Raw genomic sequence first — 13,628 nt, forward strand, 5'->3', positions numbered from 1 at the left:
CGGACACAAAAATAGCCGCCAGCGGTGGTGGAGATGAAAGATCAACAAACCCTAGCAAAAACTAATTTCCGGTTGTGTTCGACAAGTCGAACTGGCCACTCTCTTCTATATTTAGATAAGGCACTAACCTTCCCATATCCAGTTTTGCCTTGAAGGTGTAATCAAGGCTTTTTGCCTGCCCGGAAAACAATCGATTCAGTAAGCGGGCGCTGCCCAGTAAATCTGGACTGGCTTCAATGGTGAAATCAGCCATACCATAGGCTGGAACACGCGGTAGATCCGGCGTAGCACCGCTTAAAACCCGGTTATTTTCCACTTCGACCGAATAACTCATGCCTTTCAACGGTAAGGCATTCCGGTTCGGATTAATGATCTGCAATCCAATAATAAATCTCGGTGCAAGACCCTTCGATTCAGGTGCTAAGGAAAATGAAGTGATATTGACCTGTGGCTGTTCATAGTTGGGCGACCAACTGGCACAACCAGATAAGAAAGCTATGCTTATCAGACAAACCGCTCTTAGCAGGGACATATCATTTCCATTCTGGTAATAAAAAATCAAGTCTAAACCATACAGTTGGTGTTCGTTCAAAGAAAAAAGCGACAGACCATGGAGCGTAGCAAGTTGGTTACGCCATACGACTGCCGCTTAATTAAAATGGCCTGTTAAGCGTGTTATTGTCCGCGTTTCTGAACAGGTTCTACCTCATCCATTTCATGAGCAGGATGCATGGCATTATCTTCTTCTACTGCATTTAAACGATTTTCCTGATAATCATCTTTCGATTCTTTATTAATACGTTCAGCAGACTCGCCCATATCATGGGCTGGATGATTACTATTCGATGATTTATCCGCCGAGTTTTTGGCAGCTTTATCTTTCACCCATTGATAATCGGCCTGCTGATCTATTTCAGCAGCTTTAGGCGAGACGGAGTCATCCATTTCATGAGCAGGATGCTTACCAGTGTCGTCACTGGCAGCAAACGCAGAGGTGCTGGCAAAAAGCGTTGTCAGGGCTACTGTGCAAAAACATTGTTTTAACATGGTGGCCTCCTTTTATAGTGGTTAAAAACAGCTTAACTAAAAATGGCTGTTAACCATTTACTGTTAGTCACACCCTAACGAATATCACCACTTACATCAAACTGCCAAAAAGTCAAAACAACCTCTTTTAAATCATTAGGTTAACTATAAATTTAGGCCTAATTCAGTATTCTAACCAAACATAAGGTGAAAAACTTCCTTACTATTACCTATCAGAGATTCTGCATTATTTTCAATACGTTATGCCGCTTCACGTTGAAGCGAGAGAAAACGATTAACCCCATTGATAAGCGCTTTAATGGCGGCCCGGCTGATATTTTTATCCTGTCCGACACCAAATACCGGTTGAGCATTACCCACTTTCATTTCAACATAACTCACCGCTATGGCTTCTGAACCGCTTCCGATGCCGTGTTCATGGTAATCAACGACAGAAATATCCTGCTGAATATGTGCAGATAAGGCCTTTGCCACTGCATCGACGGGTCCGGTACCTTTGGCTTTAAGCGTAAAGGATGTTGTACCGTGATCCAATTGAACCTCAGCGCTGGCAATATCCTGTGAATCATCCACAACACTACTGCTTATGAAACGGTAAGGCGTGTTTACAGCGAGATAAGCTTCTTCAAATAATTGCGCTATCGTTGCAGCATTAATTTCCTTGCCGCTACTGTCACTTTGCTGCTGAACAATTTTGCTAAACTCAATTTGCAGGCGACGCGGCAACTCAAATCCCGCTTTTTGCTGTAACAGGAAGCTCACCCCGCCCTTACCTGATTGGCTATTTACCCTTACCAACGCATCGTAACTGCGATGTAAATCCGCCGGATCAATTGGTAAATACGGTACTTCCCAGACCCCCTCTGAATCCTGTTGGGCCAGGCCTTTTTTAATGGCATCCTGATGGGATCCGGAAAACGCAGTAAACACTAATTCACCGGCATAGGGATGACGGGGATGCACCGGTAACTGGGTACACTCTTCGGCCAATTGACGGACCTGATCAATCTGGCTGAAATCCAGTCCTGGATTAATTCCTTGAGAATATAAATTCAATGCCAGGGTCACCAAATCGACATTGCCGGTGCGTTCGCCATTGCCAAACAAACAACCTTCCACCCGATCAGCACCGGCCATCACTGCCAACTCCGCCGCTGCAACAGCAGTACCGCGATCATTATGTGGATGCACGCTCAGAATAATGCTGTCTCGATTGTTTAAATTGCGATGCATCCATTCAATCTGGTCGGCATAAGTATTGGGTGTCGACATTTCCACCGTTGCCGGTAAATTGAATATCATCTTTTTCTCTGGCGTTGGCTGCCAGATGGCTGACACGGCATCACAAACCTCTTTGGCAAATTCCACCTCTGTGCTGGAGAACACTTCAGGAGAATACTGGTAAACCCATTCGGTTTCCGGATGCTGTTCAGTGAACTCCTTGACCCAGCGCGTACCGCGTTCGGCAATCTCTTTCACGCCGGCTTTATCGGTGTTGTAGACGATTTTGCGAAACGCCGGAGCAATCGGATTATACATATGCAAAATGGCCCGACGAGCCCCGTTAAGTGACTCAACAGTTCGTTCAATCAAATCCTGGCGGGCCTGCGTTAATACTTCAATAGTGACATCATCCGGGATCACATTTTCTTCGATCAGACGACGTACCAGATTAAAGTCAGTTTCCGAGGCAGACGGAAATCCCACTTCAATTTCCTTAAACCCCATTTCCACCAGGGCTTTGAAATAACGCATTTTGGTTTCGATCGACATCGGATCAATCAATGCCTGATTGCCATCACGCAGATCGGTGCTCATCCAGATAGGTGGCTTTTCAATCACCTGATTCGGCCATTGGCGATCCGGCAATTGGATTGGCTCAAAGCGACGATATTTTTGAGCGGGATTGGCAATCATCTTCTGACTCCTGAGTCTGGATAAGCAAAATAGAGTGCCTGAGAGCGTAGTTTTTTAGGGACGCTTCCGGCAGGTTTATTTAACAAGGATTGGAGGGTAACCAATCTTTTTCAGTTTCCGCCATTCACTTGTGATGAACTTGAGAGAACTGCGTTAAACAAAGCTTGTGGCTCATAACACTACCGGTTCAGGCATGTGAAATAGTATAAAGAGACAGCGGCAGAATTAAATTGCTAAAGTTGCATGAAAATGCCACCAATTCAAATATAATTGCTGATAAAGTATATTTTTAAGCATAAAATGCTTTTAATGTAATTTATTGGAGTAAATCATGACTGAAAAACGGGATCGATATGATCATATGATTCTCGATATTCTGCAAAAACAGGGACGCATTTCCAATCAGGAACTGGCCGAAGCGATTAACCTATCGCCCTCCCCAACGCTGCGACGTGTCAAACAGATGGAAGAAAATGGTTTGATCGATGGTTATGTGGCGTTATTAAATGCACGTAAGCTGGGGCTGACGCTGATGGCCTTTATCGGCATCAGTATGGATAAACATACACCGGAACGCTTTAGTGGTCTGGAAGAAAAGCTTGCCAGTTACCCGGAGGTGCTGGAATGTCACTTGATTACCGGTCAATCAGCAGATTACTTGCTCAAAGTTATCGTCAAGGACATGGATGCCTATCAGCAGTTTCTATTACAGAAACTGACACGGATAGAAGGTGTGACCGGCGTGCATACGTCATTTGTGATGAAATCCCCGATAAAATCGACGGCATTACCATTAGATTAATGCCTCTTTCCGGTGCTTTATCGTCAGGATTTCTCTAAATGTTCACGAATAGTCTGTAATTCAAGTCGATGGGCATCAGTTGCCTGAGGATAGGCCAATGGTAACGCACTCAATGTTTTTAAAAAGATTTCCGAAATAATTAACCGGGCATTCTTTTTATCATCGGCCGGGATGATGTACCACGGAGCATCTTTAGATGTTGAAGCATTGATGCACTCTTCATACGCTTTGGTATAGTCATCCCAGAATTCACGTTGTTCAATATCTGCGGTAGTGAGTTTCCAGTTTTTATCGGGCTCATCAATTCTCTGCATAAAGCGTCTGGCCTGTTCATCTTTGGATTGATGTAAAAAGAACTTGATAATTCTGGTACCACTACGATGCAAATGTGCTTCATGCTCCACAATCGAACGATAACGGTTCTGCCAAAAGCTTTTATTGGGAGGCAATTTATCGGGTAAGCGCTGAGATACCAGAAACTCAGGATGCACTTTAACAATCAACACCTCTTCATAATAAGAGCGATTAAAAATACCAATCCGGCCTCGTTCAGGCAGACAACGTGCCGTTCGCCAGAGAAAATCATGTTCCAATTCGCTTGCACTGGGCTGTTTAAAGCTGAATACCTGAAAACCCTGTGGATTAATACCCGACATTACATGTCGTATAGCCCCATCCTTTCCCGCGGCATCCATGCCCTGGAAAATCAGCAGTATCGAATAATGATTATCGGCATACAGCTTATGCTGCAACTCACTAAGTGCCTCAACGTTCTGTTTCAGTATTTTTTGGTAGTGTTTTTTAGAGGTATATAAAGGTTCGAGCTTGGTAGGCGATTTATTCAGATTAATCTTGCTGCCTGGCAGTGCCTGAAAATCGCTGATATTGAGCTTCATCATTATTGCCTTTGAAGGTATGAATATGTCGGAATATGTTTCTAATTATTAGACGCTTGAAAATCTCAAAGGACAAATTTTCTATAATGGTGAATCAGGGAAATCCTTATTAACCTGCCAAAGCCCATCAGCAAAATAACCTTGCGAATCTTGCCAGTTTTTCAACACATTAAAGCCGGTTTCATTAGCCATTTTTTGCATATCAGATAGCAGGTATTTGTGTGAAAGCTCCAGATGGATGGCTTCATAGGGATTAAATTCAAAGGTTTTTTCCAGTGCCCCGATATGCACCTCCTGTTGCTCCAGCGAGACTAAATAACTCTCCATCGCGCCATGCCGCGGATTATACATACCATGATGTGAAAATCGGTTTAAATCAAACTCACCGTCCAGCTCATTATTAATGCGGGTTAATACATTCAAGTTAAAAGCGCGGGTAACACCTTTTTTGTCGTTATAAGCGCGGGTTAATACATCAATATCTTTTTTCAGATCAAAACCAATTAATAACAAATCGTTATGATTCAGACACTTCCAGACACTGTGCAAAAACCGTTTGGCACTTGGAAAGTCAAAGTTGCCGATATTGGAGCCCAGCAACAACACCAGCTTGCGATTGTCAGATGTGTTTTCAAGATGGCGGATACTGGCAAAATAATCACCGACAATACCGTGTGTGGTCAGCGTCGGATGGGATTGATTTAAAGAACTGATCAGATCCGCCATCGCCGATTCAGAAATATCGATGGGTATGTAGGAAAACGCATCGGTGGATTCTAATAGTTTGCTAAGCAAAACTTTGGTCTTACATCCATCCCCTGCGCCCAACTCGACAATTTCAAATGGCTTATCCTGGATAAACCCAGCAAGTTCAGATCCAACCTTACTGAGGATTTCAAATTCACAACGTGTTGGATAATATTCCTCCAACTCGGTGATCTGCTCAAATAACTTACTGCCTTTGGCGTCATAAAAATATTTACTCGGCAGGTATTTGGATGGTGCTGAGAATCCCATTAAAACATCAAAGGCAAATTGCTCTTTAAGCGCATCTTGCGTTTGATTTCGAATTGAATCCAGAACCAGATAGGTCATTACAAATCCTTTGCTAAACGAATACCGGTAAAAGCCCAGCGATCATATGGGCGGTAAAAATTTCGATAGCTGGCACGCATGTGATGTTTAGGCGTTGCCACACAACCACCTTTCAAAACATACTGGTTAGCCATGAACTTACCGTTATACTCGCCGAGCGACGTATTAGATGTTGTGTATCCAGGATAGGGAGAATAAGCACTGTTCGTCCATTGCCAGAGCAGGCCAGTATCAAATTCATCACATGCCTTGTCAGGAGACGGATAAATTGATTGTTCTGGATCCCAGAAAGCGTTTTCTGCCTCAAACAACTGTCTGTTACGAGAAGTATACGACTCCAGTTCAAACTCAGTAGGCAGTCTCGCGCCCAACCATCGCGCATAGGCATCGGCTTCATAAAAGCTGATATGACTCACCGGTAAATGCGGATTTAAAGGTTCCAGGCCGCGGAGGTGATATTCCTCCCAGTGATGATTTTGTTTACGCCAGTATAGCGGATGGGTCATTTGGTTTTGCTGCACCCAGTCCCAGCCATCACTTAACCAAAGCTCTGGACGCCGATAGCCACCATCAGTCATAAAATCCATATATTCGCCATTGTTAATCAGCCGATCAGCCAATTGAAAACCACTAATCCAACGTCGATGGCGAGGACGTTCATTGTCATAGGAAAACTCATCCAAACGTGCACCGAACAGTGAGATATTTTCTGTCCATTCCAACCAGCCCAGGGCTCTGGGGGGCAATAAGATATCAGCGGCATCAGTAGTCTGTTCGTAGGCAGCAGGCCAAGGCTGATTACCCAGAATAAATTTGATATCCATTAACAACAATTCCTGATGCTGTTGTTCGTGTTGTATTCCGGTGGCAATTATCTCTAGTTGTTGTTCAGACAGAGCGTTCGATTCAAAAAGATCAACAATCGCCCCGGTAATCAGCTGTCGATAAAGCATGATTTCTTTCACTGTCGGCCGAGACAGTTGACCACGATTAGCCTGCTGCCAATGAGCACCCTGACTTTTGTAATAAGAGTTGAATAAAAAATGATATTGAGGCGATTTGCTGGTTTGCGCTAGCTCTAGTGGTGCTAAAACAAAACAGTCAAAAAACCAGGAAGTATGGGCCAAATGCCATTTTGGCGGACTGACATAAGCCGCTGGCTGTACGACCAGATCTTCAATTTCCAGATTGGCACAAATCTTTTCAGTTTGTTGGCGGACTTCTATAAACGCTTCCTGCAAAGAAGTTTCGAGATCTTCGTTTGCTTGCCCAAAGATAGTTGGGTCTATTGCACTATTTTTTCTTGTCATTGATTCAACTCCATAATGGGTTTTATCAACCACCTGACCTTTTGAAGTCGCGATAAGCTGGTTAACTTAAGAGCCGAAGAGCTCAATAGCAAACACCTGCGGCTTGCATCGGCGATAAACCTTGTTCATTTAGCAGTGTTAGCGGAGTCTTTTCAGCGACTCCGCTAACCATTTTTGCTGTTAAATTTAAAGCAGGATTGCCAATAAAATAATGATGGGAATTGGCACACCTAAAAACCATAAAAGAATGGAACGCATGTTATTTCTCCTTAAAAATATTTGTCATCATGCCGCTAAATTAATGAATGATGGAATCGCGTTGACGACCACCAACTGTAGCCATAAAACTGGCGATATAAGCACCTATCAATAACGCGACAAATATCCATAATGATGCAAAGGTTGCGCCTTCTAATGCAGTATCAGCTGCTTCACGAGCAGTCTGCTCAGCATCTGCTACCGCTTGCTCTGCACGTTCGATGACATTATCAACTCGTTGCTCTGCTTCGGATTCATCTAATTCGGTATAGTTCGCCACCAATCCAACGACGTATTGTTTGTCGTCTTCATTTAGCTCACCGTCACGTAAAGCTTGAACCAGTATGTTGGATAATTCATCACGAACATCACCATCAGCACGTTGAGCAATTTCAGCCCCTGGCTCTGTGCGTAATAGAGCATCGGTAAAATAATCAGAGGATTCAGATGCCACTTCACTGATGGCCGGGACTACTGAAGTTGCACCTTGTGCCAGAGAAGCACCTGCCTTGCTCGTACCACTGATAACAGCACCCACACTTGAGAGTATTAAAAGAGCGACCAGCAACGTTGCCACAGCCCAACTGATCAGACCGTGCGCGGTATCACGAAAATAAATTTCATCAATATTGATATCGGTCCATCGGGTTCGAAGCCGACCGGCGATATAGCCACCTAACCCTGCTGCCACGATTTGTGTGATGGTTAACCAGATAATGGTCGACCATCCAATGGTTTCCATTGTGACGCCTTCATTCTGCCAAGGCGAGATGACTGAAAAGCCCAGACCGAAACCAAGTATTAACATGATTAACGTCATGGCCGCTGCACTGACAGCACCAGCGAAAATGGCTGCCCATGACACGCTGCTATTATTTGCTGAGAGAGTTTCCATATTGCGTTCCTTATAATTAGCTTTCAAATCCGGATGTGTTTTTTGTAAGTAAAATATTTTGGTATGACTACCAGGAAATTATCGTTTACCAATGAGGCCAGCTTTAATCACGACCTGGTAAAATCACAACGGATACTTTCCAGCATGTACCAACATGAAGAAAAGCAACGTAGTTCCTTCGCTGAAATGACTGTTTATGACACTACGGAGTTTAAGGTAGCAAGCTAATCTGCCAACAGATATTACATAGGTTAAAGTTTGTACAAATAGTCACCTGCTTTTTTTGATACAGCTAAGAAATTCATTACTTAATGCGTTGCCATCAGTAAATGTCCAAACAAGGCCAGACAAAAACCCAATACTGCCCCTAACGGTGGAGCCCAGTGCTTTTCCAATTTCGACTGGGGGGCAATATCCTGAAAAATGAGATATAAGATCCCACCTGAGGCAAACAACATGATGGCTCCCAGCAACGATTGATGATCTGCTAAAAACCAATATCCTACCAAGCCAGCAATTGGACCAAGTACAACTAATGCTGTCATTTTGAGCAACACATTATCGTGTTTGTTGTGCTGTTTTAGTTCTCGGTAGGCATTAAACCCTTCAGGTAGATTTTGTAACCCGATCAATAATGCCAGCAAAGGCCCGGATGCAGGATTTAACGCCATCAAACCGCCGAGCGCGATAGCCTCAGGAATGTAGTCCAATATCATGCCCATAAGTTGAGGCGATTCGTTATTATGGCTTCCCATTAACCGTTCCACACCGAAAAAAACCAGGCCACCTGACAAAATAACCGGAATACTCCATAGCGAGTCATGCATATTGTTTATACCTTCCGGGACCAGCACTATCGTTACCGCGCCCAATAAAATCCCACCACCAAAAGCTATGATGAAATGTCTTAATTCTCTTTCAAGCCACTGAGAATGCACCCGCTCAAATGAGGCAACCCAGCCACCTATCGGAATACAAATTCCTGCAGCGGTTGTCAGTAAAATAATCTTCAATACGGATTCACTATCCATTTTTTTATCTTCCTTCTAGGGCTTGTTTATTTTAGTTAATCAGCACTTTTGGGTTTCTCTATAGTCAACATCTTACAGCTTCCCAAAAGCAATCATGGAGGGCAAATATGACAAGCCTTAAACCGTTCTCTGCTACACATTTTATTCAGACCAGTTGCCTAATTGTTTTCAGCTGCATGCTGTTCATTAACCACGCCAAAGCCGACGAATCGAAAGGTGAAAACATGGTGAGTCCTGACAAAATGGTCTCTCTGGATTTCACAGAATGGAAGGTCGAATGGCAAAACAGTCGGCCTCGTGATCCCTATATCAGTCCAGATGGTCAGGTCTGGTTTGTAGGTCAGGTAGGAGACTATATTGCGAGGCTGGATCCCCAGTCAGGCGATATGCAACGTTATGATATTCCACAAGCCGGCCCACACACCGTCATTGTCGATGACAAGGGTTATCCCTGGTATGCTGGCAATAAGGACAAACATATTGGCCGCCTTGATCCTGAAACTGGCAAGGTGACTCGTTTTGAGATGCCCGAGGGTGTCAATGATCCTCATACAATGGCCTGGACATCTGCTGGAAATATCTGGTTCACCGTACAGCGTTCGGGCAAAGCCGGTTTTATTGGAAAATTGGCCACTGATACGGGTGAAGTGCAAATCATTGAGGTACCAGGTAACTACATGCGGCCTTATGGACTGGTTGTTGATAATCAGGATCGTCCCTGGATTGCCTTTATGGGTAGCAACGCGATTGGCACCATTGATCCAGATTCAATGCAATTGGAAATCATCCCTACTCCACACGAAGAAAGCATTATCCGCAGGATCGGACTGACATCGGATAACCGAGTCTGGTGGGTAGATGCAGACATGGGATATCTCGGTGTTTATAATCCGCAGGATAAATCCATGCAGCAATGGCAAACGCCAGGTGGTGAAGCCGCCGGGTTATATGCCATGGCGGTCGATAGTCAGGATCGTATCTGGTATGTCGAAACGGGGTTGCAGCCAAATCGTTTTATCGGTTTTGATAGCAAAACCGAAAAATTTATCTCAATTGATGAAGTCCCCTCTGGTGGACAGTCTGTAAGAAACATGGTGTTTGATAAAGACACCAATGCACTTTGGTTTGGCACTGATGCAAACACTGTTGGCCGTGCAGTAGTGCCGGACTAAAGGTGGGTTCTGGCTTGTAGTTTTTTCATTGCAGGGAGACCGATTGAAATATTGCAAGCCAGCTTTTTCACTGTTGAATCAAAGCAGATTGGCAATAATAAGCCAGGCCGTCAGGCCCGTCAGAATAAAAGAAAATAATGCCAAAAGCCCATCTCGAGCAATCAATGCAAGACCAAATGCGACTATTGCAAGACCTCCTGCATTGGCACTGAAAGGTACCACTTCCATAAACGGTAACATCAGTGCAATGAAAATACAGACAATGGCAATGACATATTTGGCTGTTCCATTGACGAAGATCAGTAATCTTGGGCGAATCAGTTTATCGATAAAGTGTGCAGGTTTACGTAACCACTCAACCGCCTTAAGTAATTTTTCACTGGGCACAGCGCGTTGTAATAACCACTTGGGCAACCAGAAGTGTTCCTGACCAATAAGTAACTGAACAGCAACTAATAAAATAAACACTCCCATAATCGTGGGAACACCCGGAATATCCCCTATTACCGGTGCCAATATAATAAGACCTGCCAACAGCAATAACGGTCCAAATGAACGGCGACCAATCATTTCCATAATGCTGTCAATCGAGACCTTTTCATTGCGCTTCTGCTCAGCAGCTTTCCCAATGCAATCAAACAATTGCTCAAGATTGGTTAGTTGTTGATGCTTAGCCATTGATATTTACCTGTCTAAGGAAAAAGCTGCTTTGGTACCCACCATAAAAACACCATCATGCCAATCAACTCGACCAGCGACTGAAACACGATCACCACGACAGCCAGCTCGTAATTAGCAGGTAAAGCTAAAGCCAATGGCAGCATGACAAATGAATTGCGGGTTCCAAAACTGAATGCCAACACTCTACCTTGTGCAGATGACAGATGTAATAACCTCGATAAAATTCTGGCCATCAACGCGACAATCAGCAGAAATAATACAAACACCAGCAACAAATTGGGCAGCAGCGCTAATGAATCCAGGACAATAGCCACTTGTGAGCTGGCGATAATAAACATAACCAATGCCAGTACGATTACCGGTAACCATGCCAGGTAGTTTATGAACTGTTCGCCTGATGAATGCTTATCGGCGAACTTCTGTGTCGCCCAGGCAAATATCAATGGCACAACAATTAACCCGATAAAAGCCCATAGCATTCCGCTGTGTGCCAGGCTTACAGTGAATTCATTGCCCAGAAAAACCAACAGATAAAGCGGTAACAATATAACTTGCAACAACAGGCTAATCGGCGCGAAAGTGATGGCCTGGCGGGTATCACCGCCGGCAAGCTGAGTAAATGTAATAAACCAGTCGGTACAGGGAACTAATAAAACCAGTAAAATGCCAATGCGTATGACTGGATCATCTGGAGCCAGCATTAACAAACCAGCCACAACGATTGGAATAAACACAAAATTACCCACTACGGCTGCTAACAAAAACCGGGGGCTGATGGAAATATCACACAGATGGGTTAACGATACCTGAGTAAAGGTTGAAAATAACAGCAGTCCTAATAATGGCCAAACGGCAACTTCCAAATAGCTGCCTGCATCGGGATGCATTACACCTGATATTAAACCCAGTGATATCGCCACCAGATAAATGAACAGCTGATTTTTTTCTAACTGTAGACGAGTCAAAGCTGATATTTTCCCAAATGAGTGTAAGCCCTATTACTGTGCAGGCTTATCGCTGCATATTTTTACAAAGTCGATTAACTGAAGTTAACGCAGCCTGATGCATTATCATTTACTAATAGTGATAATAGAATATCAAGCTAGGGCTTTTCCCTTGAATAAAGGATCAACGTTATGCAAAACCTTTTTAATAAAACCATTATTGCTCTCGTACTTTCGTTAGGTTTTATGACTATAACGTTTGCTGAGGATGGTGAAGGTAAACAAGTCATCATCGACAGTGAAAAAGGTAAAGAATCCGTCACTATTGAAGAATCTCAAACCGGCGATCAATCCGGGGCGGGGTCAGCTATCACCGATGATCCTGTCGATGACGAGAGAAGAAACGACGAAGAAGACAACACGGATAAACCAAAATATGAAGAGTAGGTTTGGCAGCTATTAGCTGCGCACTGGAGGAAAATTAATTTTCCTCTTTCTCTTCTTCCTCTTCGTCAGTGCTTTTACCTTTACCGGAATAATCTTCCGTAAATACCTCTGAAAGAATCAACTGTTCGATATAACTGCGTTGCGACGCTCTCACCGGAAAACGTACCACCAGATGAATCTCAGCCGCGGTAGGAACTTGAATGGTGACGCGGGGATCCACTGAACTTGCATCCAGTCCCCTTTCATCACTGAGTCTCTGCATATAGAGGCGAGCATTTTCCAGGTATGGCTGACAATGCTTGGAAGCGGCAACCAATAAAGCTTGCTGCGCAGCCTGCCACTTATCCGTACGTTTAAACGGCACCGTGAATACATGCAAAACGTATTGCCGGGTATAGCTTTCATTGATAACGGGTTCTGAGACAAATAAAGCATTCGGTATTACCGCCATACGTCCGGTGCGTTGATGGGTCAATTTACCGGGGCCAACTTCCAGTATGGTCGTTGCCAACAAGGTTTGATCGATAACATCACCACGAAAATCTTTGATTTGAATCCTATCACCGATATCAAAAGAGCCGGCACCGGTTTTCAGTAGTGATCCCGTCACACAAAGGATCAATTCTTTGGTCGCCACCACAAAGGCCACAGCAATCGCTACAACGGATAACGCCAGGGTTCTGAGTTCTTCTCCCCAGATTAAGATCAATCCCAGAATGAAGATGAGAATAATGCCATTGCGGGTCTGCACCAGCCATTTGCGGCGTAATTCAGATGAATTAACTGTCCGGCGAATAAATCGTGAAGCTAACGAATTCAGTACCAGAACCACCACCAGCAAGATAAAAGTGCTGCCAAATAAGCTGATGATGGGCAGAAAAAACGCAAAGGTTTCCTGTGAAATTCCAAGTTTTTCGTTCATTCAAATAGCCTGTTTCAGATGGCGGGATGCGTTACAACTTTGATTTGCTGTACTCAACATTAACGATAAAAATTAGGGCTTGTTGATCTTTCATCTCCACCACTGCTGGCGGCTATTTTTTCGTCCTACAAGGCGGAAATGATGCGATGTAGTTGTTCTACATAAGTCATTTCCAACACCGTAGGGCGGAAAAATAGTCCCAGCCCTTCGG

The 13,628-nt window shown here is 44.0% G+C and carries 14 protein-coding genes; 3 read left to right on the forward strand and 11 right to left on the reverse strand.

Features of this window, described 5'->3' with window-relative positions:
- Positions 1 to 61 precede the first annotated feature (61 nt).
- The 3 genes from B3M51_RS10825 to leuA form a co-directional block, all read right to left on the reverse strand.
- Positions 62 to 532 (reverse strand): LEA type 2 family protein, encoded by a 471-nt coding sequence (locus B3M51_RS10825; RefSeq protein ID WP_292759145.1) that lies wholly within the window; start codon positions 530 to 532, stop codon positions 62 to 64.
- A gap of 143 nt (positions 533 to 675) precedes the next feature.
- Positions 676 to 1,047 carry a hypothetical protein gene (locus B3M51_RS10830; protein ID WP_292759148.1) on the reverse strand — a complete coding sequence of 124 codons (372 nt, stop codon included), beginning with the start codon at positions 1,045 to 1,047 and terminating at the stop codon, positions 676 to 678.
- A 240-nt stretch (positions 1,048 to 1,287) separates the two neighbouring features.
- A complete protein-coding gene (leuA, locus tag B3M51_RS10835) occupies positions 1,288 to 2,964 on the reverse strand; it encodes a 2-isopropylmalate synthase (protein ID WP_292759151.1) in 1,677 nt (558 codons plus the stop codon).
- A gap of 331 nt (positions 2,965 to 3,295) precedes the next feature.
- On the opposite strand from leuA, the gene B3M51_RS10840 reads away from it, so the two are divergent.
- Positions 3,296 to 3,766: an Lrp/AsnC family transcriptional regulator gene (locus B3M51_RS10840; RefSeq protein ID WP_292759154.1), complete on the forward strand. Its 471-nt coding sequence runs from the start codon at positions 3,296 to 3,298 to the stop codon at positions 3,764 to 3,766.
- Positions 3,767 to 3,789: 23 nt separating this feature from the next.
- On the opposite strand, the gene B3M51_RS10845 is transcribed toward B3M51_RS10840, so the two are convergent.
- The 5 genes from B3M51_RS10845 to B3M51_RS10865 form a co-directional block, all read right to left on the reverse strand.
- Complete coding sequence (locus tag B3M51_RS10845; protein WP_292759157.1) at positions 3,790 to 4,665, reverse strand: ADP-polyphosphate phosphotransferase; 876 nt, start codon at positions 4,663 to 4,665, stop codon at positions 3,790 to 3,792.
- Between the two features lie 78 nt (positions 4,666 to 4,743).
- Positions 4,744 to 5,757: an L-histidine N(alpha)-methyltransferase gene (gene egtD, locus B3M51_RS10850; RefSeq protein ID WP_292759160.1), complete on the reverse strand. Its 1,014-nt coding sequence runs from the start codon at positions 5,755 to 5,757 to the stop codon at positions 4,744 to 4,746.
- Entirely contained in the window at positions 5,757 to 7,067 is a 1,311-nt protein-coding gene (gene egtB / locus B3M51_RS10855) for an ergothioneine biosynthesis protein EgtB (RefSeq protein ID WP_292759163.1), read from the reverse strand. The genes egtD and egtB overlap by 1 nt, the downstream gene beginning before the upstream one ends.
- A 298-nt stretch (positions 7,068 to 7,365) precedes the next feature.
- Positions 7,366 to 8,220 (reverse strand): hypothetical protein, encoded by an 855-nt coding sequence (locus B3M51_RS10860; RefSeq protein WP_292480045.1) that lies wholly within the window; start codon positions 8,218 to 8,220, stop codon positions 7,366 to 7,368.
- 308 nt (positions 8,221 to 8,528) lie between these two features.
- On the reverse strand, positions 8,529 to 9,251 hold the full coding sequence (locus tag B3M51_RS10865; protein WP_292480047.1) for a ZIP family metal transporter: 723 nt from the start codon (positions 9,249 to 9,251) through the stop codon (positions 8,529 to 8,531).
- Between the two features lie 107 nt (positions 9,252 to 9,358).
- On the opposite strand from B3M51_RS10865, the gene B3M51_RS10870 reads away from it, so the two are divergent.
- Entirely contained in the window at positions 9,359 to 10,423 is a 1,065-nt protein-coding gene (locus B3M51_RS10870) for a virginiamycin B lyase family protein (RefSeq protein WP_292759167.1), read from the forward strand.
- Positions 10,424 to 10,501: 78 nt separating this feature from the next.
- Here the strand turns inward: B3M51_RS10870 and B3M51_RS10875 are convergent, their stop codons facing one another.
- Positions 10,502 to 11,101 carry an exopolysaccharide biosynthesis protein gene (locus B3M51_RS10875; RefSeq protein WP_292759170.1) on the reverse strand — a complete coding sequence of 200 codons (600 nt, stop codon included), beginning with the start codon at positions 11,099 to 11,101 and terminating at the stop codon, positions 10,502 to 10,504.
- A gap of 14 nt (positions 11,102 to 11,115) precedes the next feature.
- On the reverse strand, positions 11,116 to 12,069 hold the full coding sequence (locus B3M51_RS10880; RefSeq protein ID WP_292759172.1) for an arsenic resistance protein: 954 nt from the start codon (positions 12,067 to 12,069) through the stop codon (positions 11,116 to 11,118).
- Between the two features lie 171 nt (positions 12,070 to 12,240).
- Between B3M51_RS10880 and B3M51_RS10885 the strand changes: the two genes are divergently transcribed.
- Positions 12,241 to 12,495: a hypothetical protein gene (locus B3M51_RS10885; protein WP_292480054.1), complete on the forward strand. Its 255-nt coding sequence runs from the start codon at positions 12,241 to 12,243 to the stop codon at positions 12,493 to 12,495.
- A 34-nt stretch (positions 12,496 to 12,529) separates the two neighbouring features.
- Here the strand turns inward: B3M51_RS10885 and B3M51_RS10890 are convergent, their stop codons facing one another.
- Complete coding sequence (locus tag B3M51_RS10890; RefSeq protein WP_014708154.1) at positions 12,530 to 13,417, reverse strand: mechanosensitive ion channel domain-containing protein; 888 nt, start codon at positions 13,415 to 13,417, stop codon at positions 12,530 to 12,532.
- Positions 13,418 to 13,628: the final 211 nt, after the last annotated feature.

The organism is Methylophaga sp. UBA2689 (genome assembly GCA_002354555.1).
GTDB lineage: Bacteria > Pseudomonadota > Gammaproteobacteria > Nitrosococcales > Methylophagaceae > Methylophaga.